Source organism: Paraburkholderia sp. JHI869 (genome assembly GCF_038900775.1).
Taxonomy (GTDB): domain Bacteria; phylum Pseudomonadota; class Gammaproteobacteria; order Burkholderiales; family Burkholderiaceae; genus Paraburkholderia.
This window is the reverse complement of sequence record NZ_JAYMSC010000004.1, coordinates 271,236-292,505: the sequence shown is the minus strand read 5'-3', so window position 1 is coordinate 292,505 and position 21,270 is coordinate 271,236. Positions and strand designations below refer to the sequence as shown.

Below are 21,270 nucleotides of genomic sequence, written 5' to 3'. Positions count from 1 at the left end.
ACGAAATGCGCGGCGGCGCAGGCTACGTGCCCGCGGCCCGCTGCCACATTTTCAGGCAGCAACTCGCGCACTCGCTATAATCACGGACCGACGCCATTCTACCGGCGCTGTCGCGTTTGCCCAAGGCGGCTTGCCGCCGCCCGGTGGCGAGATCCGCGCTAATCCGCGGTGCAAAGTTGTCCGCCGGCGGCTATTTCTGCCTTTCCGGCCTTTTTCCTCTGCTGTCCGTGTTCCGTTCTTCCCCGATGCCCGTCGCCCAATCGCCCGTCACCAAGTCTCCAGTGTGGTTCGCCGCCGGCTTTGCGCTGCGCGCGCACAACACGTTCGGCTTCGACGTGCGTGCGCGCTACGCGTGCCGGGTCGAAAGCGAGGCCGATCTCGCCGCAGCCGTGCGCGATCCGCGTGCGCAAGGTTTGCGCACGCTCGTGCTGGGCGGCGGCAGCAATGTCGTGCTCACGCGCGACTTCGACGGTCTCGTGCTGCTCATGGCGCTGGCCGGCAAGCGCGTTGCCTTTGAGGACGGCCATGCCTGGTACGTGGAAGCGGCCGCGGGCGAGAACTGGCACGATTTCGTGTCCTGGACGCTCGAAGCGGGCATGCCGGGCCTCGAGAATCTGGCGCTGATTCCGGGCACGGTGGGCGCGGCGCCGATTCAGAACATTGGCGCTTACGGGCTCGAAATGGCCGAGCATTGCATCTCGGTGCGGGCCATCGAAATGGCGACGGGGAAAGCCGTGGAGTTCGATGCGGCTGCCTGCCGCTTCGGCTATCGCGACAGCTTCTTCAAGCGCGAAGGGCGCGATCGCTTCGTCATTACCTCGGTCACGTTTCGTCTGCCGAAGGTGTGGCAGGCCAATGCGGGTTATGCCGATCTCGCGCGCGAACTGGCGCAGCACAACGCCGGCGAGGCGCCGCATGCGCGCGCCGTGTTCGACGCCGTGGTCGCGGTGCGGCGCGCGAAGCTGCCTGATCCGCTGCAACTCGGCAATGCGGGCAGTTTCTTCAAGAATCCCGTGATCGAAGCGCAGCAGTTCGATACGCTCGTCGTGCGCGAACCGCAGATTGTTTCGTACCAGCAGGCCGACGGGCGCGTGAAGCTCGCGGCTGGCTGGATGATCGACCGCTGCGGCTGGAAGGGCCGTGCGCTGCGCGCCGCGGCAGTGCATGAGCGCCAGGCGCTCGTGCTCGTGAATCGCGGCGGTGCGACCGGCGCGGACGTTCTCGAACTCGCTGAGGCGATCCAGCGCGATGTGCTCGCGCGCTTTGGCGTAGAGCTGGAGCAGGAACCCATCAGCCTGTAAGGCCGCCTCTCAGGCGCCGCCCGGCGCCTGCCTTCGCATCACCCTCAAACCACCTTGTCCTGGGCCGCGAACACCGGTCCCTGCACGAAGCGCACGTCGTACTGCTGCAACTGCTCGAACTGCGCCGCATCGGTCACGCGGTTGAAAATGAGCGGAATGCGCAGCCGCGCCGCGTAGCTCACTAGCGGCTTCACCATCGAATCGCGCAGCGCGGACGCCGCATCCATCTTCACGAAGTCGGGCCGAGGCGCGTCCGACACCGAAAGAATCTGCCCGGCATTGGGCAGATTGCCCGCCACCTTGAATCCGTATCGCTGATAGCTCTTCGTGAGATAGCCGAGGAACGTGCGGTGCGCGACCGCGGCCGACGGTAGTTCGATCACGATGCGCCCGGGGTTGAGCCCGAACGACACCAGCACGTTCGAAAAATGCCGTCCATGGTCGTACTTCACGCTCTTCAGGAGCCGCTCGTGCACGCGCAGGAAGAGCAGCCCGTGCTGCTGGCCGCCCAGAAAATTGATGGCGTGCAGCGCGCGCACCATGCGGTCGACCGCGACGAGGTCGGGATCGTCGAGCGTGTCGCTGAATGCGTCGCAGGGCGTGAGCTGGCCGTCCTGCTCGCGCAGCGTGACCGCCTGATAGCCGAGTTCGTCGCCAAAGCGCGAGGCCATCGCGAGGTCGGCCGTGAGCGACTGCGCGCCGCTGTGCACGCTGATGTCGTAAATCGGCTCATAGGCGCTCAATAGCTCCACGCCGCGCCGCCGCGCCACGGCCTCTTTGGCGTGCGCGCCAGTGCCCATCGCCAGATGCTCGCCGAGAAACGGATGGTCGGCGGCGCGGGCAACAAGCTCGGGAATGGTGGGAGCGATCATGGTGATGTAGCGGAGAGCGGTCGAGCCCGACACGGGGTCGCATGACCCGATGGTAGCAGCCCGCAGCCGCGCCGGATGGACTGTTTGGTCATAACGTTATCGACTATTTACACGGGTTCTGGAGCGCTCTACACGCGTTCTGGGGCTCTCCGTCGATCCTTCAGGGTATACACGTAATTTCACTAAACGTAATTCGTTTTACCATCCGTAAATCGCGTGACCTCATGTCACGGCCCGAGAACGTGGAGAGACAGCAATGAACGCACCTTTGCGGCACCCAACCGAAGTCCAGCACGGCTACATGAGCGGCTTCGCCAACGAATTCGCGACCGAGGCGCTGGCGGGCGCGCTGCCCGAAGGCCAGAACTCGCCGCAGCGCTGCGCCTATGGCCTGTACGCCGAGCAGCTCTCGGGCACCGCGTTCACCGCGCCGCGCTCGCACAACCGCCGCACGTGGCTCTACCGGATCCGTCCGGGCGCGGTGCATCAGCCATTCACGGCGGTCGCCTCGCGTTTGAGCGTGAACGGGGCGCCGCGCCTCGTCGCCGATTTCGGCGATGTGCCGCCCACGCCGCCCAACCAGCTGCGCTGGGACGCGCTGCCCATGCCCACGGAGCCCACGGATTTCATCGACGGCTGGGTGACGATGTCGGGCAACGGCTCGGCGGCCTCGATGAGCGGCTGCGCGATCCACCTGTACGCGGCGAACCGGTCGATGGTGGACCGCTTTTTCTACAACACCGATGGCGAGCTGCTGATCGTCCCGCAGCAAGGGCGCCTTGTCATCCGCACGGAGATGGGTCGCCTCGACGTCGAGCCGTTCGAGATCGTCGTGATCCCGCGCGGCGTGCGCTTCACGGTCGATCTGCCCGATGGCGAAGCGCGCGGCTATATCTGCGAGAACTTCGGCGCGCTGCTGCGTTTGCCGGATCTCGGCGTGATCGGCTCGAACGGCCTCGCGAATCCGCGCGACTTCCTCACGCCCGTCGCCGCGTATGAAGACCGTGAAGGCGATTTCGAGCTCGTCACAAAGCTCAACGGCCAGCTTTGGCGCGCCGACATCGGCCACTCGCCGCTCGACGTGGTGGCGTGGCACGGCAACTACGCGCCCTACAAGTACGATCTGCGCCGCTTCAACACCATTGGCTCGATCAGCTACGACCATCCGGATCCTTCGATCTTCCTCGTGCTGCACGCACCCACGGACACGCCGGGCGTCGACTCGATCGACTTCGTGATCTTCCCGCCGCGCTGGCTCGCGGCCGAGAACACGTTCCGCCCGCCCTGGTATCACCGCAATGTGGCGAGCGAATTCATGGGCCTCGTGCACGGCGTGTACGACGCCAAGGCCGAAGGCTTCGTGCCGGGCGGCGCGAGCCTGCACAACTGCATGTCGGGTCATGGCCCGGATGCCGAGACCTTCGAAAAAGCCTCGAACTCCGACACGACGAAACCGCACAAGGTCGGCGACACGATGGCCTTCATGTTCGAAACCCGCACGCTGATCCGCCCGACGCGCTACGCGCTCGAAACGAGCCAGCTGCAGGCGCATTACTTCGAATGCTGGCAAGGCCTCACGAAACACTTCAATCCGGAACCGCAATGAACAGCACCATGACTGACGAACTCAAGGCGACGCTCGACCCCAAGCGCAAGAGCTGGATCGAGCGCGCGAACGACGCGCAGTGCGATTTCCCGATCCAGAACCTGCCGTTCGGCGTGTTCAGCGACGCCGCCAATGCAAAGGCGCGCGTGGGTGTGGCGATCGGCGATCTCGTGGCCGACCTTGCGGTGCTGCACGAAACCGGCCTGCTGCGTTTGCCCGCGAGCGCGCAGCAGGACGTGTTTGCGCGTGCCTCACTGAACGATTTCATCGCGCTTGGCCGCGATACGTGGCGCAGCGTGCGAGTGCAGCTTTCGTCGCTGCTCGCGCGCGAAACGGCCACGCTGCGCGACGACGCGGCACTGCGCCAGCGCGCGTTCGTCAAGCTCGCCGATGCGAAACTGCATCTGCCCGTGCAGATTCCGGGCTACACCGACTTCTATTCGTCGAAGGAACACGCGACGAATGTCGGCTCGATGTTTCGCGATCCGAAGAATGCGCTGCTGCCGAACTGGTCCGAGATGCCGATCGGCTATAACGGCCGCGCGTCGTCGGTGGTGGTGAGCGGCACGCCGGTGCGCCGCCCGAACGGCCAGTTGAAGCTGCCCGATCAGGAGCGTCCGGTGTTCGGCGCCTGCCGCAAGCTCGATATCGAACTGGAGACGGGCTTCATCGTCGGGCGCGGCAATGCGCTTGGCGAGCCGATCGCGTGCGAAGACGCCGAGGACCACATCTTCGGCATGGTGCTGCTCAACGACTGGAGCGCGCGCGACATCCAGCAATGGGAATACGTGCCGCTCGGGCCGTTCAACGCGAAGACCTTCGCGTCCACGATTTCGCCGTGGGTCGTGACGCTCGACGCGTTGGAGCCGTTCCGCGTCGCGCAGCCGGTGCAGGAACCGCAGCCGCTCGAATATCTGCGCCACGAAGGCGACCACGCCTTCGACATTTCGCTGGAAGTGCTGATGCGCCCCGAAGGCGTTCAAGAGGCCACGACCATCGCGCGCACGAATTTCCGCCACATGTACTGGTCGATGGCGCAGCAACTCGCGCATCACACCGTGGCAGGCTGCAACACGCGCGTGGGCGACCTGATGGGTTCGGGCACGATCTCGGGTCCGACGCCGGACTCGTTCGGCAGCCTGCTCGAACTCACGTGGAACGCGAAGAATCCGCTCGAACTGAAGAGCGGCGGCACGCGGGGCTTCATCGAAGACGGCGACGAACTGACGCTCGCGGGCTGGTGCCAGGGCGACGGCTATCGCGTGGGCTTCGGCGCCTGCGTTGGCAAGATCCTGCCGGCGCTGAAGTAAAGACGCTTTAGTCTGAAACGCAAAAACGGCCGATGCGCTTTGAAGGCGCATCGGCCGTATTTTTTTGTTCGCGCTCGCGTTATGCGCGCGCTTGCGCAAGGCCTCGCGAGCGCTCCCAGCGCAGCGCGCCGAGAAACACCAGCGCGCCCGCGAACAATACCCATAGCATCGCGTCGTGGCCCGCGTGCTCCATCAGCGCGCCCGTGATAATCGGCCCGCCGAAGCTCGCCGCGCTCCATGCCGCGCTCACGAGGGCGCTTGCGGAAACGAGCGCGACGCCCGAGAAACGCTCGCCGCACGCAACGATGGCAAGCGTATAAATGGAGCCCGCCGCCGCGCCCAGCACGAAGAGGAGCGGCCAGCGCAGCCAGGGCGTATCGACCACGAAGGGCAGAAGCGGCAACAGCACCGCGACGATTACGCCCATGAGCGCATGCACGCGCTCGCGGCCCAGGCGATCGGCGAGCCAGCCGATGGGGAACTGCATGATCGTGTCGCCGAGCAGCACGACCGAGGCGAACAGCACGGCCACCTCGGTGTTGATGCCGTGCCCCATTGCGAGGAGCGGCAACAGCGATAGCGCGAGCGTGTCGAACAGCGCGAAAAAGCCGGTGGCGACGATCAGCGCGGGCATTTTCGGCATTACGTGGCGCCAGCTTCCGTGCGGCTCGTGCATGTCGGTTGGCTGCGGGTTCGAGCGGATCGCCGCGAGCATCGGCAGCGCGATGAGGAAGATCGCGCCGCAGATCGCGAAGCGCCACGCCGTGTAGTCCGCGATCTGGCTCACGAGCACCGGGCCCGACATCTGGAACAGCGTGAACGTGGTCGCGTAGATGCCCACCACGCGGCCGCGATTCGAGTCGTCGGCAAGTTCGTTGACCCACGCTTCGCCGATCGTGAAGAGCAGCATGAGCGCCGCGCCGCAGAGCATGCGCAGGAGCGCCCAGAGCCACAGGTTGCCGCTCGCCTGCATGAGCGCCGTCGCAACGGCCACGGTCAGCACCGAGCCGACGATCACCTGGCGTGAGCCGAAGCGCGTGGAGATCCACGCCGTGAACGGCACGACGGCGAGGCCCCCCAGCGCCTGGGCGGCCGTGAGCAGGCCGACGATGGCGGTGCCGTAACCGGCGTCGGTAAGGGCGAGGGCGGTGAGCGGAAGCGTCGCGCCGGAGCCTAAGCCGACCACGGCCACGCTCAGGATCAGCGCGAGAAAGTCGCGGGTGAGGACGGTTTTCATCGGGCGAGATGCTACTACGTGCGCGCGAAAATCGCGGCGCCGGCGTGCCTCAGGTTGAGCACGCGCGCTTCAACGCAACTCAATGCCATGAGCGCTTGCCCATGCCCGCATCGAAAAAAGGCATCACGCGCAGGAGGTCGGCCCCGAAACCGCCACGCGCCGGCGCGCGCGCCGGTCGATCTGCGCCGAAACCAGCGTGAGCGCGAGCGCCGCGAATGCAGTGGCCACGCCCACCCACGGCAACGCCGTGAGCGGCGCACCCGCGCTGATCGCGACGCCGCCGATCCACGCGCCGCCCGCATTGCCGAGATTGAACGCGCCCTGGTTGAGCGTGGAGGCGAGGTTGGGCGCGTCGCTCGCGCGGTTGACGATCAGCATCTGCAGCGGCGGCACGATCGCGAACGCGAGAATGCCCCACACGAAGATCGTCGCCATGGCCGCAATCTGGTCGTGCATGGTCAGCGAGAACACGGCGAGCACCACGGCGATCATGGCGAGGAACGTGAGGAGCGAGCGCATCAGCTTCCAGTCGGCGAGCTTGCCGCCCAGCGTGCTGCCCACTGTGAGGCCGAGGCCGAACAGCAGCAGCACGAATGTGACTTCATGCGGCGAGAAACCCGTCACGTCTTCGAGAATCGGCGTGATGTAGGTGAAGACCGCAAAGAGGCTGGCCGAGGCGAGCACGCTCATGCCGAGCACCATGAGCACTTGCGGATTCTTCAGCACGCCGAACTCATGCACGAGGCTCGCCTTCTGCATTTCGATCTTCGCGGGCAGGCACACCTGCAGCGCCGCCGCCGCGAGAATGCCGATGGCCGTCACGGCCCAGAACGTGGTGCGCCAGCCGGCGATCTGGCCGAGCGCCGTGCCGAGCGGCACGCCGAGCACGTTGGCGAGCGTCAGGCCCGTGAACATAAGCGCGATGGCCTGGGCGCGGCGATTCGGCGCGACGAGACCGGCGGCGACCACCGAGCCGATGCCGAAGAACGCGCCGTGACAGAACGCGGTGACGATGCGCGCGGCCATCAGGATCGAATAGTTCGGGGCGAGCGCACACAACAGGTTGCCGACGATGAAGATGCCGATCAGGCGCATGAGCGCCTGCTTGCGCGGCACGTTGGCAATGGCGATGGCGACGATGGGCGCACCGATCGTCACACCGAGCGCGTAGGCCGAGACGAGCATGCCCGCCGCCGGGATCGAGACGCTCAGGTCGCGTGCGACGTCGGGCAAGAGGCCCATGATGACGAATTCGGTGGTACCGATACCAAAGGCGGCAACGGCAAGGGCGAGCAGAGGCAAGGGCATGGCGTGGTGTGGCGAGTAATCGGCGCAGTTCGGCGACGGGCTTAAGCCCAAAGCCGTTTTATTTAAGTCAACGCGGAATTGTACTGAAACCCGACACAACGCATACGGCACGCTTTTCAGTGCTGTTGGGAAAACAACAGCTTGTTTCCCCGACCCTCGTTCAACGTTCGTTCACATTTCTTGACGATTTCTACAGGTTACGTGCATGGCGCAATGCGCTCGTGCGCAGCACGATACCCAGACGATTCCGTGAGCGAAACAGTCCGCCATCCGGCCCGCCCGCCGCGTCGCCCGTCCCGCGCATGACGGAACCGAACATGCGCAACCTCCTGGAGCGATGACATGAAGACGATGAACACAGTACGCATCGCGGTGGCCGCAGCGGCCGCCTTGTTCGCAGGTAGCGCGCTGGCGCAAACGCAGAGCGACGACCAGACACAACAGGCCGCCACGCCGCCGGTGGCGCAGGACGTGGGTGGCTCGCCGATGTCGACGAGCGCTTCGGGCGCGCCGATGCGGATCACGCACGCGCAGGTCTATCAGGACCTGGTGCGCTCACAGCAATCGGGTCAGCAGAAGGCTCTGAGCGAAGGGCTCTACCACGGCAACTGAGCAGACAAGGGAGACCGACGTATCAGGACGGCGACGCGACGCGCTCTCGCGATACGCGCCAACCGCTCAGCGTGTCGGGCCGCCGCCTATATGTTTTTCGATGAGCCGCATGCGTCCCGTCGGACGCCAGGGCGCGAACCACGGATTCGTGCGCAACTCGCATAGCCGCGAACTGCGCTCGGCGAGCGCTGTTTCTAGCCAGCGGAACATTTCGTCGGGCTGCGCGAGCCGCGCATAGGCCTCGGCGATGAGTAACGGCGAGGTGTAGCGGGCCCGGCGCCGCGCGAGCAGATCTTCCAGATACCAGCGCAGCACCGCGTCATAGCCGCCCGTTTCCCAGCGGGCGCGAATGATGGCCGCGCGCGCTTGCTGATTGCAGTGCTCGAGCGCCTCCACGGTGGCGTCCACGGCCTGCGGGTACAGCTTCTTCACTTCGAACGCGGTAGCGAGCAGCTGATACACGAGCGGCGGATGGTCCATGTGCCCCGGCGCGAGATATTCGCTCACGACTTCCGCATGCCTGCCCGACATCACCATGCCGAACGCGCGCGACCCCTGGAACGCCAGCGGATCGATGCGCTCGGCGCGCTCCATCGCGGCGTCGCCCTCCGCGCGGCGTCCTGCCGCCACGAGCATGCGCGCATAGAGCCTGTGCGCCTCCGGGTAACTCGGATTGCGCCGTAGCGCGTCCTTGAAGCCCGCCTCGGCCTGGTCCCAGTCCCAGTCGTAGAAGTAGCGTACGGCCGAGAGCGCGTGATGCGCCTCGGGCAGGTCCGGGTCGAGTTCGAGCGCGCTTTCGGCGAGCGAGCGCGCGATCGGCCAGCCATCGTCGGGTGCGACGAAGCCATGCACCACTGTGGATCCGTAGTAGTTCGAAAGGCCCGTATAGCCGAGCGCGTAACTCGGATCGTGCTCGAGCGCGGACTCGAAGTAGGTTCGGCTGCGCACGAAGTCTTCGCCGTCGATGCCGTGGTGCGCGCAAAAGCCCGCTTCGAAATGCACGCGGCGATACCAGAAGAAACGCCCGCGCACATACGCATCGTGCGCGGCGGGATCGACGGGCAGGCGCCGCTCGAGGCGCGTGCGCTGCTGCTCGGAAAGCGTGGATGCCAGGTTCTCGGCGAGCGCCGCGACCGCTTCCTTGAGGATGTCGAGCGCGCCTTGCGTGGCGCTCTCGTGTGCGCGGCTCCAGATCTGCGCTTCATCGGCGCAGCGGATCAGCCGCGTGAGAATGCGCGTTTGCTGCCCCGCGCGCGTGAGCGAGCCTTCGAGCACGTAGTCGAGCTTCAGCTCGCGTGCGATCTCGCCGATGCTCTGTTGCGTCGCGCGGTAACGCGCCGCCGTGGTGCGCGCGATCGTGAGCAGGCGCTCCGGATTGAGCGCGCCGAGCGTAACCGAGATCTCGTCGGCGAGCGCGCTGCACAGGCACTCCTGGCTCGCGTCGCCCGTGTGGTTGGCGAACGGCAGCACCAGCATGCGCACGGCGGGCGGCGTCTGCTCGCTCTCGCGCGGCGCGTGCGAGTCGCGCGCGGCAGCCGACGCACCGTGAACCTCGGACGACTCGGGCAGGATGCCGTCGAAGCGATAGCCCTTGCCCTTCACCGTGATGAGGTGACGCGGATTGGCGGGGTCGTCGGCGAGCGCGATGCGGATCTTGCGGATCGCCGTGTTCAGGCCGTTGTCGGTGTCGCGAAAGGGGCTGCCGGCCCACAGCCGGTCGACGATGTCCGCGCGCGAGATCAGCTCGCCGCGGCGCGAGGCGAGCAGGATCAGAAGATCCATGGGCAACCGCTCCAGCCGGACCGCCGTACCTTCTCGGCGCAACTGGTACCGCTCGACGTCGAGTTCGAAGTCCGCGAAGCGGATGATTCGATCCGTCGGCATGAGATCTCTCCCGTGATGCGGCATCAGGGAAGGGGGCGCCGGGGCGGTTCGTCTGAAGATTGCCGTTAGACGCAGGCGTACTCAGCGTCATGACAAATGGCGGCAGAGGCGGGGGCAGCGGCGCGGATCAATTTCAATGTAGTGGGTCGCGCGCGCGCCTTCAAGATCAATGGTCTACGGATCGAGCGGTGCACCATGACGGCCCGCGCCGGCCGCGAAGCGCGCGGCGAGCGCGAGCCCTTCGTCGAGCACTGCGCGATAGCCGAGCGCACCTTCGCGGCGCAACGCCTCGGCCGTGTCGAGCAGCATGCTGTGTTCGAGCGCGGAGCGGCGGTCCGCGAGCAACGCCGCTTGCGGAAGCGCTGCCAGTTGCGCGGCGAGTCGCTCTGCGGCCTCGCGCGCGCCGCCTTTCGCGACCACGCGATTGGCGAGGCCGAACGCGAGCGCTTCCTGCGCATCGACGGCGCGCCCCGTGAGGATCAGATCGAGTGCGCGCGAAAGGCCGATCAAACGCGGCAGGCGTACCGTGCCGCCGTCGATGAGCGGCACGCCCACGCGGCGGCAGAACACGCCGAGCACCGCATCTTCTTCGACCACGCGCAGGTCGCACAGCAGTGCGAGTTCGAGGCCGCCGGCAACGGCGTAGCCGGAAATCGCCGCGATCACCGGCTTGCTGAGCGACATGCGCGTGGGGCCGAGCGGACCCGGGCCGCTGCCGTCGGCGTGGATTTCGTTGCGGCGTTCGGGGTCGGCGAGCGCGGTGAGATCCGCGCCCGCGCAGAACGTGCCGCCCGCGCCGTACAGCACGCCCGCGAGCCATGCGGGATTCTCTTCGAAGCGCGTAAAGGCGGCGGCGAGTGCGTTCGCAACGGGCCTGTCGATGGCGTTGCGCTGCGCCGGGCGATCGAGCACGAGAATTGCTACACGTTCTTGCGCTTCGATGCGCACGTGCTCGCCGAAGGTTTCGATGGTCATGTTCGTGTCCTCGATGCACCGCGCATTCGTCATAAAAATTTAATGGTCTATCCGTAGCTTAGGCCGGTTTCAATTCCTGAACTACGTTTGCCCCCAACGCACGCATGCAATCGACGTCCATGTCCAGCACCATCTCCGTTTCGGATTCCTCGCCGTATCCCGCCTGTGGACCTTTCTGGACCGTCCCGTTGCCCGACCACGACGCGTATGACCACGTGCGCTTCAAGCGCGTGTTCACGACCGACGGCACGCGCCATGTCGTCGTGATCGTCGATCTGCACAAGCTGCTCCTGTGCGCCGGCCGCGACGACACCGACTACGTGCTCAAGCCCGTCGACGACTGGCATAGCGGCAAGGTGCGCGGCATCCGCGAGTTTCTCGATCCCGAGAACGAGCGCGTGCCGCAAATGCCGTACGTGACGATCAGCAAGCGCCGCGCGGCGGGGGTGGCCGGCTGGTTCGGTCTCGCGCACGAGGGCGTGGTGGCGTTTCGCAATGGCCAGCATCGCGCGCGCTACCTCGCGTGGGCGGGGGCATTGTGGCTGCCGGTGGAAGTGCACGAGCGCGAAGCGGCATTGCTGCGCGAATTATGCGGCGCGGGCGACCTGGGTCTGCTGGTTCCCGTGGACGGCAACTCGCCCCGATTGTGATGTGCCGCCGCGCGCGAACGGCATGTTCACAAACAGCGCGTTTGCAAGCGGCATGTTTTCGATCACATGTTTTCAAACGACGGGGCGCCCACGACGCGCGCCCCGTTGCGTGCTCACGCCACGCTTAGCGGCCGGGCAGGCGCGCCAGCGGAACTCGCCGGCAATGACGCTGAGTTCGTCGCTGGCGACGCGTTGTGCGCATGTTCGAAATGCTCCACCGTGTAGTCGACGAAGCGGCGCGTCTTCGCGGGCAGATACTGGCGGCTCGGATAGACGATGGACATGCGCGCGTCGGGGTCGTCGATATCGTAGTCGGGTAACAGCCGCCGCAGCGTGCCCGCGTTGAAATCGTCGGCGACGAGCGGCGCGGGCACGATCGCCACGCCCATGCCGGCCAGCGCCGCGAGCCGCACCATCAGCATGTTGTTGACGGCGTAGCCGGGCTGCAGCGTGATTGGTTGGGCGCGCTCGCCGGGCTTCGCGAACTGCCACGTCGCGCTGCGCTCCTCGGGAGGCAGCGCCACCGCCGCGCACTGTGCGAGCTGCTCGGGCGTATGCGGCTCGCCGTGCTCGGCGAGCCATGCGGGAGACGCGCAGGGCACGAACGTCGTGGTGCCGAGCGCACGCTCCACGCACTCGCCGTTGCGTGCGGGCGTGGCGCCGACGATGCCCACGTCGAAGCCGTCTTCCGCGAGATCCACGGGCCGCTCGGCGAGCGTGAGGCGCACGTTCACGCGCGGATACAGACGCCGGTAACCGTCGATGAGCGGCGTGAGCGTGGCGAGCGAGAGCGCGCCCGCGGCCACTACGCGAAGCGTGCCGCTCGGCTCGCTTTCCGTGTGCGCGAGCGAGCGCTCCAGATGATCGAGTTCCTCGAGCACGCAACGACAGCCCTCGAGATAACGCAGGCCTGCCTCGGTAAGCGCGAGATTGCGCGTAGTGCGATTGATGAGGCGTGTATTCAGGTGTGCCTCGAGCATCGCGACGGAGCGCGTGACGAGTGCGTTGGAGACGTCGAGCTGCTGCGCGGCGCGACGAAAGCTCTCGGTTTCCGCAACCCTGACGAAGACGCGCATGGCGTGAATCTGGTTCATGTGTAGCCTCGTATGCTCGATGCATGGACCGGTTGAGGGGCACTGCGACTGCTGGCGAAGTTGACGAGCGAAGCGGCTTGCTGTGTTGTTCTGGACGATATGTGTCGAATGGACGATTACGGCAATCTAACAAAAATAATATTGACAGTCCGTGAGAATTACAATATCTATCTCAACACACGGCAGCATTTCTTACTTGTAAAAGATCCAATACTCAACTGGCATGTATTGAGTGAGGAATGTGTTGTGCGTTTTTGTCACTATCGATTGTTTGTGCATTGCGGATAACGTGTTTGCGGAGTTCATGCGGGCGCGGACGCCCGCATTGCATGACAGATTCACGCAGGATTTCCCTTTGTCTGTAGGGCGTTGCAAGCCATTGCGGTCTGTGAATTCATCGTAATTCACAAGCCGGGAATAAGCGCGCATTGATTTTTCTGCTGCGTGAAAGAATTGTTGCACGTGGGGAAAATAACGACCTGCATCGGCATTGCATGTTATTTAATGTGCATTCGCGCTCCTTTTCGAGCATGCTTTCGGGCTAACTAAAACGTAAATCGGCAGACCAGACATGATCGTCGAATTGCTGAAGTCGCAACCCGAGATTGCCCTGTTCGTGAGCCTCGCGCTCGGTTATCTGATCGGTTCTATCCGCTTCGGGCCAATCTCTCTCGGCGGCGTGTGCGGCACGCTGATCGTCGCGCTCGTGCTCGGGCAAACCGGCGCGCGCATCTCGCCGGACCTCAAGAACATCGCCTTTGCACTCTTCATCTTCGCGCTCGGCTTCACGGGCGGTCCGCAGTTTTTCGCGAACGTCGGGCGCGGCTGGCGCTACGGTCTCCTGTCGATCGTCGAGATCGTCTCGGTCATGACGCTCATCATGATCGCCGTCGTGGTGATGAAGCTCGATGCGGGCACCGCGGCCGGCCTGCTCGCGGGAGCGGCCACCGAATCGGCTGTGATCGGCACGGCTTCCGAAGCGATCACGAGGCTCGGACTGACCAATGCCCAGGTCAGCACGCTGCAGGCGCACATCGTGACCGCGTACAGCGTGAGCTACCTCTTTGGCCTCATCACCATCGTGCTCTTCACTAGCCAGATTGCACCGCTCATCCTGCGCGTGAATCTGCGTGAAGAGGCCGCGCGCCTGTATCGCAAGCTCGGCGGCGACGGCGCGCTCGACGAAGGGCAGCGGCTCGCGCTGCCACCGCTCGTTGGTCGCGCGTTCAAGGTGGGCCCCGCGGCCGGCACCGCTGTCGCGGCCTTCGAGGCGCGCTTTGGCAACAACGTCACAATCGAGCACGTGCTGCGCGACGGACGCCAGCTCGACGCCACCGCGCAGTCGGTGCTGCAGGCGGGCGACATCGTGCTGATTGCGGGGCGCCGCGAAGCGGTGATCGAAGCCGCAGGCAGTCTGGGCGAAGAGCTGCCCGGCGAGGGCTTGTTCAAGCTGCTTGCGAAACGCGTGGATGTGATGGTTACGCAGCGCGACGTCAACGGCCTCACGCTCGCGCAAATGCGCGAGCGCGCCTCGCCGGAAGCGGGCCGCGGCATCTACGTGGGCGCGATCACGCGGCTCGACACCACGGTGCCCGCGTTGCCCGGCACGGTCGTGCATCGCGGCGACGTGCTCACGCTGGTCGGCACGCCCAGCGACGTGGCGCGCGGCGCGAAGCGCCTTGGCTACGTGATCCAGCAGACCCAGAAAACCGACTTCGTCTATCTGGGCCTGGGCGTGCTGGTCGGCATGATGATCGGGCGTTTCGGCGTGAACGTGGGCGGCGTCACGCTCGTGCTCGGCACGGGTGGCGGGTGCCTGCTCTCGGGCCTCTTCTTCGGCTGGCTGCGTTCGCATTTTCCCGTGGTGGGTTCGCTGCCCTCGGCCGCCGCGCAGGTGCTCAAGGACTTCGGCCTTGCCACCTTCATTGCGGCCGTGGGGCTCTCCGCCGGCCCCGACGCCATCAAGCTCGTGCGCGAGTACGGTCTCGCGCTGCCGCTTGCCGGCATCCTGATGGTGCTGATTCCCGGGCTCCTCTCACTCTGGATCGGGCACATGTTCCTCAAACTCGAAGCGCCGATGCTGCTCGGTGCGATTGCAGGTCAGCAGTGCAGCACGCCGGCGATCAGTGCGCTCGTTGGCGTAGCAGGCAATTCGACTCCCGTGATCGGCTACACGATCACCTACGCGCTGTCGAACATCCTCTTGCCGCTCATGGGCCCCGTGGTGGTGGGGCTCGCGGCGAAGTTCGGTTGAGCAGCAATGGATGGATCTTTCCTAAAGCGAGGACACGATGGAATGGCTACATGACATCTTTCACAAATCACCGGAAATCGCGCTATTTCTCTCTCTGGCCATTGGCTACTGGGTTGGCCAGATCAATTTCGGCAAGTTCCAGTTAGGCGGCGTGGGCGGCTCGCTGCTCGCGGCCGTCGTCGTAAGCCAGGTGGGAGTGACCGTCGACAACGGCGTGAAGTCGGTGATGTTCGCCGTCTTCATCTATGCCGTGGGCTACGACTCCGGTCCGGGCTTCTTCAACTCCCTCAACCGCAAGACGTTGCGCGAGATCGCCATGGCGGTGTTCATGGCGCTGGCGGGTCTTGCCACTGTGATCGTCTGCGCGAAGCTCTTTCACCTAAACAAGGGTCTCGCCGCCGGCCTCGCCGCGGGCGGCATGACGCAGTCTGCCATCATCGGCACGGCCGGCGACGCCATCGCACGTCTGGGCCTCCCGGCCGACCAGGTCAAGGCCATGCAGGCCGACGTCGCGATCGGCTACGCCGTCACCTACGTGTTCGGCTCGCTCGGCGCGATCATCGTCTGCGTGAACATCCTGCCGAAGTTCATGGGCCGAAGCCTCAAGGACGCCTCCGCGGACGCCGAGCGCGAAATGTCGGGCGGCAACGCCGCCTCGGGGCCGGGCCAGATCACGGCGCTGCCTGAACTGTTCGGGCGCGTGTTCCGCGTCGAGGCAGGCGCGGGCAAGACCGTCAAGCAGATCGAAGTGGCCGAGAGCGACTTCGTCGCGGTCGAGAAGATCCGCCGCGCGGGCAAGCTGCTCGACGCCACGCCCGACTTCGTGCTGAGCCGCGACGACCTCGTGCTGGTGGTGGGCCGCCGCGAGCAGATGGTCGAAGTGGGCGCGCTGATCGGACCGGAAGTGCCGGATTCGGGTGGCATGAGCCTCGTGATGCAAACGCGCCAGCTCGTGTTCACGAAGAAGGGCATGAACCATACGACGATTGCGGAAGTGCGCCAGAACGTGGACCGCGATCTGCGCCATGGCGTGTACATCGAGAAGATCGAACGTGTGGGCCAGCCCGTGCCGCTTCTGCCGCAAACGCAGCTCGAGCACGGCGATGTGGTGACGATCTACGGCACGGCAACGGACACGAAGCGCGCCGTTCAGGCTGCCGGCTATGAACTCGCATACAGCAACAAGACCGACTTCATCTACATGGGCGTGGGCCTCGTGCTCGGCTTGCTGGCTGGCCTGATCGTAGTGAACGTGGCCGGCATTCCGCTCACGCTCGGCTCCGGCGGCGGCTGTCTGCTCGCGGGTCTCGTGTTCGGCTGGATGCGCGGCAAGCACCCCATGTATGGCGTGATGCCGCCCGCGGCTTCGCAACTGCTCAAAGATTTCGGTCTTGCGGCGTTCGTCGCCGTGGTGGGGCTGAACTCGGGCCTGCAAGCCGTCGTGACGATCAAGCAAAGCGGCCTCACCATTTTCCTGCTCGGCGCGGTGGTGACGCTTGTCCCGCTCTTTCTCACGATGCTGTTCGGCCGTTACGTGCTCAAGTACAACAACGCCGCCATTCTGGCGGGCGCGCTGTCCGGCGCGCGCAGCGCGAACCCGGCCTTCGGCGGCATTCTCGACAAGGCGGAAAGCGCGGTGCCCACCGTGCCGTTCGCCATTACCTACGCGATCGCGAACGTGCTGCTCACGCTGCTCGGGCCGCTCGTCGTCGGTCTTGCATGACATGAACCCAACGCGTGCCGTGCAAGGAAGCAAAAAGCGCGCGGCACACGCAACGTCTTCCAATGGAGAACACCATGGCAACGAAAGCGAAGGCTAGTGGCGCAAAAGAAAAGTCGGGTCTCGATGCACTGAGCCCGTTCGAACTGAAGGACGAACTGATCAAGGCGGCCGGCGGCGGCGCGACCTCGCGCCCGGCCAACCTTGCGATGCTCAACGCGGGCCGCGGCAACCCCAACTTCCTCGCCACGATTCCGCGCCACGGCTTCTGGCAACTGGGCCTATTCGCCATGCGCGAGTCGGAGCGCTCGTTCGCCTACATGCCCGAAGGCGTGGGCGGCTTCCCGCAGCGCGAAGGCATTGTCGAGCGCTTCGACCTGTTCGTGCGCGAGAACAAGGGGCAGCCTGGCATCAAGTTCCTCGCGGGCGCGGTGTCGTACGTGCGCGACCAGTTGGGGCTTTCGGCGGGCGACTTCCTGTATGAGATGTGCGAAGGCATTCTCGCCTGCAACTACCCGGTGCCGGACCGCATGCTCAAGCTTTCGGAGATCATCGTCGGCCAGTACCTGCGCCGCGAGATGATCGGCAAGCATCCGTTCGTCGGCGAGTTCGACGTGTTTGCGGTCGAAGGCGGCACCGCGGCCATGACGTACATCTTCAACACGATGCGCGAGAACTTCCTGATCAAGGCGGGCGACACCATCGCGCTCGGCATGCCGATCTTCACGCCCTACATCGAGATTCCGGAACTCAACGACTACCAGCTCAACGTGGTGCACCTGAACGCCACGGTAGAGAACAACTGGCAGTACTCAAAGAAGGAACTCGACAAGCTGCGCGACCCGAAGGTCAAGGCGTTCTTTCTCGTGAACCCGAGCAACCCGCCTTCGGTGAAGATCGACGACGCGAGCCTCGAATACATCGCCGAGATTATTAAGGAACGTCCGGACCTCATCCTGCTGACCGACGACGTGTACGGCACCTTCGCCGACAACTTCGTCTCGCTCTTCGCGCTCGCGCCGAAGAACACGATCCTCGTGTACTCCTACTCGAAGTACTTCGGCGCGACGGGCTGGCGTCTCGGCGCAATCGCAACGCATCGCGACAACGTGCTCGACCATGCACTCGCCAAGCTTCCGAAGGACGAGAAGAAGGAACTCCACAAGCGCTACGAGTCGATCACGACGGAGCCGGACAAGCTCAAGTTCATCGACCGCCTGGTGGCCGACAGCCGCACCGTCGCGCTGAACCACACTGCCGGCCTTTCCACGCCGCAGCAGGTGCAGATGGTGATGTTCTCGCTGTTCTCGCTCATGGACACGCCCGACGCGTACAAGAACGCGCTCAAGCGCCTCATTCGCAACCGCAAGCGCGCGCTCTTCGAGGAAATGGGTGTGCCTTACGCTGAAGGCGATCCGAACCAGGTCGACTACTACACGATCCTCGACATGGAGTACATGGGCGAGAAGCGCTTCGGGCGTGAGTTCGTCGACTGGTTGCTCAAGCAGGTCAAGCCCAACGAACTGCTGTTCCGTCTCGCCGAAGAAGCGCGCGTGGTGTTGCTGCCGGGCAAGGGCTTCGGTACGCCGCATCCGTCGGGCCGCGTGTCGCTCGCGAACCTCAACGAGTCGGACTATCGCAAGATCGGCCGCGCGGTGCGCAAGCTCACTGAGGAGTACGTGGAGCGCTATAACGAGGCCACCGGCAAGAAGCTCGATCCGACGGCGGTGAAGAAGTAAGGGCAGGCGGCGCGTTGCCGCCTCTAGCTTGAATTCGTCTGAAGTCCGGGCCGCATCCGGCGTGGTTTGCCGGATGCGGTTTTTTTACGGCCCTTCGCAGATTTCCGTGGTAGGGCTCTGGGACCCACTGCGGACGTTGACGCAAGCAAGCCCGAGGGGCCGCTAGCCGTCCCGAAGCGGTCCCCGACTAGCGGGTGGCTTACCATGCGTAGCGCACGCCAAGGTCGCCTTCGACGCCATTACGGCGAACGTTGCTGTTTCCGCTCACGGCGAACTGGTAGCCGAACTGCCCGTACAGGTTCAACCGATCCTTGATTTTCGCGGTGACCCCGCCTGCGAACTCCAGTCGCGTGGCCTGCACATTTAGCGGCACAGGCTGACTAGCGAAGGTCGTGACCGCCTGTGCACCGAAATCCCGCCACAGATTGGCACGAACATACGGCTGCCACACCGCGCCATGGCTGCCTTCGATGGTCCACTTTCCTCGCAAGCCGAGCCGGCCACTCGCGCCCGAAGTCGAGCCGAGGGAGACTTCACCCACACCATCGTTCGCATCGTTGAACGACACGTGCTGCCAGATGATCTGCGCCTGCGGCTCCAGTTCGAAGCCCGGACCGAGTGGCAAAGGAATCGGATAGCCCCCCTCGAGCGATGTCGCGAAGCCCGTACCATTGACTGGCAGGCTGGCATACTGCGTGCCCGCGTTGCCGTTGTAATACGTGCCCTGCAGGACCGCGTCGAGATACCAGCCGCCGGGGCCATAGTGTGTCCAGTAGCCGCCGCCCGAATACGCGTTCAGATGCATCGAGCCGGTGTGTTCCAGCACGTAGCCGGTTGCCGCAGCGTTGGTGACGAGTCCATCGACATCCACGCTGCCATAGGCGTAAGCGAAGTAGACGCCTGCAGCGTCGCGATGACCGGGCCAGAAGCTTCCGCGCCATACATCGAGGCCGGTCTGCAAGCCGCCGACTCCGCCGCTTGCGCGCGGATCGGCGTAGGCTCTGTAGCGGTTGTCGATCTGCTCGCCGAACACGCGTCCCCAGGCAGACCTTGTCCAGCCCTGGTCGTCCGCGCCACCGCTCTGCGTCGTGAGCGTGTCGCCGATGCGCTGATGCAGCGTACCCAGCATCTCGACACCCATCTGCCGGGCCACCGGCTGAACGACGCCGTAGGTGGCCAGTTCCGGCCCAATGATCGGATAGACGCCCGGCGGCAACTTGTCCGGCGGGGGCTCGGTGCCAATCTCCTCTTCTGTCACGTTGCCGTTGCTACCGTTGCCGTTGCCGCCGTTGCCGCCGTTGCCGCCGTTGCCGCCGTTGCCGCCGTTGCCGTTACCGCCGTTGCCGTTGCCGTTGCCGTTCCCCGGCCCTTCCTCTACTTCGAACGAGGAGCGAAGGAACCAGTCCTGTGGACTATTGCCGTTCACACCGCCGCGAAACAGAAAATAGTAGGTCGCGCCCTCGCGCACTTCGTCCGCGAGGGCGAACGCATTCTCTGTCGTCGTGCCGCTACCGAGGGTATTCACCACCGCGATCCCGTTGCCGGTGGTCCTTGCCCCAGGCCCTCCGGCATTCGTGATGTGCAGCAGGGTATTGCCGCTCGCGGTTCCGCCGTTGATGATGAGCCGGTCCGATGGCGAATCGTCGGCACCAAGGAATGTGTTGAGGCTGATGGTGCCGTTGACCCCTGCGTAGGTCACCGTCGTCAGCGTTTTGAATGCACCACCAGGGGCGAAATCAATCTGGCTGGCATTGTTGGTAAGTGTGGTGACGTTGGAACTGCCAGTCATGTTCCAGGTGGTGCCATTCGTCAGCGTGAGATACGAACTTGCGCCGCTGTTGGTGATGGCCGCGCCGTCTAGCGTAGAGGCTGATGCATCGATGACGACACCATAACTGCTGCCGCTCAGCACATTCAGCCACCGTCCGTCGCTGCCCGCGAGGACGGCGGTGCCGGTCAGACTAATGTCGCCGCCGATGGCGCTGATGACCGCACCAGCCTCGCTTTTGAGGGTACTGTCGGTAAAGTTCACCGCCGGTGGCGATCCACTAACGGGCATGGAAACTGCACTTGCTCCCGATCCGCCAGTGGTTACCGTCACATTCGTCCCGTTGAGACTTGTGTTCGGATTCTGGAAAACTATTCCATGCGCATTCTGACCCGAGGTCGTGATGAGTACGCTATTCAGTTCAACAGTGTGCTGGGCAGCCTGGTCGCTGATGCCGAATGAGTTGTTGCCTGTGGTGGTAATGACGGTTCCAAATTGGTAAGCGGAACCTGGCGAGGGAGCAAGGGTCGTGAATTGTCCATTTCCTTGGACAACGACACCGGGGGCATTGTTACCGCTGGTGGTGACGGTAATCTGCGCAAGGCCCGGGCTAAAAATGTAAGAACTGACGTTAGTGCCGACGGTGAGGGTAGAGGTGTACGAAAACGGTCCGTTGACTGTTATGGCTTGTGAGCGGGTGGCCTCAGTGGCCAGGAAAGCGGACGTAACCGCTATCAGGAAGCAATGCCACCCTGACGGTTGGAGCGACGCCAATCCGTGCCGCATCAGCCAGCAACGAAATTGTCGTTCAGCGCCAGGGCAAGATGCCTCGTGTTGCTGCCTGGGGCTCTGCACGCCCGGGAGGGATGTGAAGTTCGGCTTCTTGCTTGCCGAATGTTTGTTACTAAGGTGACGACCATTTAGGACTACGAGTCTTTTC

16 protein-coding genes are annotated in these 21,270 nt (G+C 64.7%); 8 read left to right on the top strand and 8 right to left on the bottom strand.

What is annotated here, in order from left to right; genetic code table 11:
• Positions 1–245 precede the first annotated feature (245 nt).
• Positions 246–1,301, top strand: coding sequence for a UDP-N-acetylmuramate dehydrogenase (gene murB, locus VSR72_RS10315; RefSeq protein WP_342952278.1), 1,056 nt, complete (start codon positions 246–248; stop codon positions 1,299–1,301).
• Between the two features lie 44 nt (positions 1,302–1,345).
• Here murB and VSR72_RS10310 read toward each other — a convergent pair whose 3' ends face one another.
• Complete coding sequence (locus VSR72_RS10310; protein ID WP_342952277.1) at positions 1,346–2,173, bottom strand: EAL domain-containing protein; 828 nt, start codon at positions 2,171–2,173, stop codon at positions 1,346–1,348.
• 256 nt (positions 2,174–2,429) lie between these two features.
• Here VSR72_RS10310 and hmgA point away from each other — a divergent pair, with 256 nt between their 5' ends.
• Together hmgA and fahA are read left to right on the top strand one after the other, a co-directional pair.
• Positions 2,430–3,779, top strand: a complete 1,350-nt coding sequence (hmgA, locus tag VSR72_RS10305) for a homogentisate 1,2-dioxygenase (protein WP_342952276.1) — start codon at positions 2,430–2,432, stop codon at positions 3,777–3,779.
• Positions 3,776–5,089 carry a fumarylacetoacetase gene (fahA, locus tag VSR72_RS10300; protein ID WP_342952275.1) on the top strand — a complete coding sequence of 438 codons (1,314 nt, stop codon included), beginning with the start codon at positions 3,776–3,778 and terminating at the stop codon, positions 5,087–5,089. The genes hmgA and fahA overlap by 4 nt, the downstream gene beginning before the upstream one ends.
• Positions 5,090–5,168: 79 nt before the next feature.
• On the opposite strand, the gene VSR72_RS10295 is transcribed toward fahA, so the two are convergent.
• The 3 genes from VSR72_RS10295 to VSR72_RS10285 form a co-directional block, all read right to left on the bottom strand.
• On the bottom strand, positions 5,169–6,326 hold the full coding sequence (locus VSR72_RS10295; RefSeq protein WP_342952274.1) for an MFS transporter: 1,158 nt from the start codon (positions 6,324–6,326) through the stop codon (positions 5,169–5,171).
• A 123-nt stretch (positions 6,327–6,449) separates the two neighbouring features.
• A complete protein-coding gene (locus tag VSR72_RS10290; protein ID WP_342952273.1) occupies positions 6,450–7,634 on the bottom strand; it encodes an MFS transporter in 1,185 nt (394 codons plus the stop codon).
• A 190-nt stretch (positions 7,635–7,824) separates the two neighbouring features.
• On the bottom strand, positions 7,825–7,953 hold the full coding sequence (locus VSR72_RS10285) for a hypothetical protein (RefSeq protein ID WP_342952272.1): 129 nt from the start codon (positions 7,951–7,953) through the stop codon (positions 7,825–7,827).
• A gap of 23 nt (positions 7,954–7,976) precedes the next feature.
• Here VSR72_RS10285 and VSR72_RS10280 point away from each other — a divergent pair, with 23 nt between their 5' ends.
• A complete protein-coding gene (locus VSR72_RS10280) occupies positions 7,977–8,246 on the top strand; it encodes a hypothetical protein (protein ID WP_342952271.1) in 270 nt (89 codons plus the stop codon).
• A gap of 66 nt (positions 8,247–8,312) precedes the next feature.
• Here VSR72_RS10280 and VSR72_RS10275 read toward each other — a convergent pair whose 3' ends face one another.
• Together VSR72_RS10275 and VSR72_RS10270 are read right to left on the bottom strand one after the other, a co-directional pair.
• The gene (locus VSR72_RS10275) at positions 8,313–10,130 is read right to left on the bottom strand and encodes a winged helix-turn-helix domain-containing protein (protein ID WP_342952270.1); all 1,818 of its coding nucleotides are present in this window, start codon (positions 10,128–10,130) and stop codon (positions 8,313–8,315) included.
• A gap of 174 nt (positions 10,131–10,304) precedes the next feature.
• Entirely contained in the window at positions 10,305–11,105 is an 801-nt protein-coding gene (locus VSR72_RS10270; protein WP_342952269.1) for a crotonase/enoyl-CoA hydratase family protein, read from the bottom strand.
• 119 nt (positions 11,106–11,224) lie between these two features.
• Between VSR72_RS10270 and VSR72_RS10265 the strand changes: the two genes are divergently transcribed.
• Positions 11,225–11,755: a hypothetical protein gene (locus VSR72_RS10265; RefSeq protein WP_342952268.1), complete on the top strand. Its 531-nt coding sequence runs from the start codon at positions 11,225–11,227 to the stop codon at positions 11,753–11,755.
• Positions 11,756–11,868: 113 nt separating this feature from the next.
• On the opposite strand, the gene VSR72_RS10260 is transcribed toward VSR72_RS10265, so the two are convergent.
• Positions 11,869–12,849, bottom strand: coding sequence for a LysR family transcriptional regulator (locus VSR72_RS10260; RefSeq protein ID WP_342952267.1), 981 nt, complete (start codon positions 12,847–12,849; stop codon positions 11,869–11,871).
• Between the two features lie 571 nt (positions 12,850–13,420).
• Between VSR72_RS10260 and aspT (VSR72_RS10255) the strand changes: the two genes are divergently transcribed.
• The 3 genes from aspT (VSR72_RS10255) to VSR72_RS10245 all read left to right on the top strand — a co-directional run bounded on the left by aspT (VSR72_RS10255) (position 13,421) and on the right by VSR72_RS10245 (position 18,562).
• Entirely contained in the window at positions 13,421–15,103 is a 1,683-nt protein-coding gene (gene aspT / locus VSR72_RS10255; RefSeq protein WP_342952266.1) for an aspartate-alanine antiporter, read from the top strand.
• 37 nt (positions 15,104–15,140) lie between these two features.
• Positions 15,141–16,826, top strand: a complete 1,686-nt coding sequence (gene aspT, locus VSR72_RS10250) for an aspartate-alanine antiporter (RefSeq protein ID WP_342952265.1) — start codon at positions 15,141–15,143, stop codon at positions 16,824–16,826.
• Positions 16,827–16,900: 74 nt separating this feature from the next.
• Positions 16,901–18,562, top strand: coding sequence for a bifunctional aspartate transaminase/aspartate 4-decarboxylase (locus VSR72_RS10245; RefSeq protein ID WP_342952264.1), 1,662 nt, complete (start codon positions 16,901–16,903; stop codon positions 18,560–18,562).
• Positions 18,563–18,761: 199 nt separating this feature from the next.
• On the opposite strand, the gene VSR72_RS10240 is transcribed toward VSR72_RS10245, so the two are convergent.
• Complete coding sequence (locus tag VSR72_RS10240) at positions 18,762–20,594, bottom strand: autotransporter outer membrane beta-barrel domain-containing protein (protein ID WP_342952263.1); 1,833 nt, start codon at positions 20,592–20,594, stop codon at positions 18,762–18,764.
• Positions 20,595–21,270: the final 676 nt, after the last annotated feature.

Bases quoted from the DNA above. Each gene is read 5' to 3' on its own strand.
- VSR72_RS10295 (WP_342952274.1), bottom strand. From the start codon at position 6,326: ATGAAAACCGTCCTCACCCGCGACTTTCTCGCGCTGATCCTGAGCGTG.
- VSR72_RS10260 (WP_342952267.1), bottom strand. From the start codon at position 12,849: ATGAACCAGATTCACGCCATGCGCGTCTTCGTCAGGGTTGCGGAAACC.
- VSR72_RS10285 (WP_342952272.1), bottom strand. From the start codon at position 7,953: ATGTTCGGTTCCGTCATGCGCGGGACGGGCGACGCGGCGGGCGGGCCG.
- VSR72_RS10245 (WP_342952264.1), top strand. From the start codon at position 16,901: ATGGCAACGAAAGCGAAGGCTAGTGGCGCAAAAGAAAAGTCGGGTCTC.
- VSR72_RS10310 (WP_342952277.1), bottom strand. From the start codon at position 2,173: ATGATCGCTCCCACCATTCCCGAGCTTGTTGCCCGCGCCGCCGACCAT.
- VSR72_RS10280 (WP_342952271.1), top strand. From the start codon at position 7,977: ATGAAGACGATGAACACAGTACGCATCGCGGTGGCCGCAGCGGCCGCC.
- aspT (WP_342952265.1), top strand. From the start codon at position 15,141: ATGGAATGGCTACATGACATCTTTCACAAATCACCGGAAATCGCGCTA.
- murB (WP_342952278.1), top strand. From the start codon at position 246: ATGCCCGTCGCCCAATCGCCCGTCACCAAGTCTCCAGTGTGGTTCGCC.
- hmgA (WP_342952276.1), top strand. From the start codon at position 2,430: ATGAACGCACCTTTGCGGCACCCAACCGAAGTCCAGCACGGCTACATG.
- aspT (WP_342952266.1), top strand. From the start codon at position 13,421: ATGATCGTCGAATTGCTGAAGTCGCAACCCGAGATTGCCCTGTTCGTG.
- VSR72_RS10275 (WP_342952270.1), bottom strand. From the start codon at position 10,130: ATGCCGACGGATCGAATCATCCGCTTCGCGGACTTCGAACTCGACGTC.
- fahA (WP_342952275.1), top strand. From the start codon at position 3,776: ATGAACAGCACCATGACTGACGAACTCAAGGCGACGCTCGACCCCAAG.
- VSR72_RS10290 (WP_342952273.1), bottom strand. From the start codon at position 7,634: ATGCCCTTGCCTCTGCTCGCCCTTGCCGTTGCCGCCTTTGGTATCGGT.
- VSR72_RS10270 (WP_342952269.1), bottom strand. From the start codon at position 11,105: ATGACCATCGAAACCTTCGGCGAGCACGTGCGCATCGAAGCGCAAGAA.
- VSR72_RS10265 (WP_342952268.1), top strand. From the start codon at position 11,225: ATGTCCAGCACCATCTCCGTTTCGGATTCCTCGCCGTATCCCGCCTGT.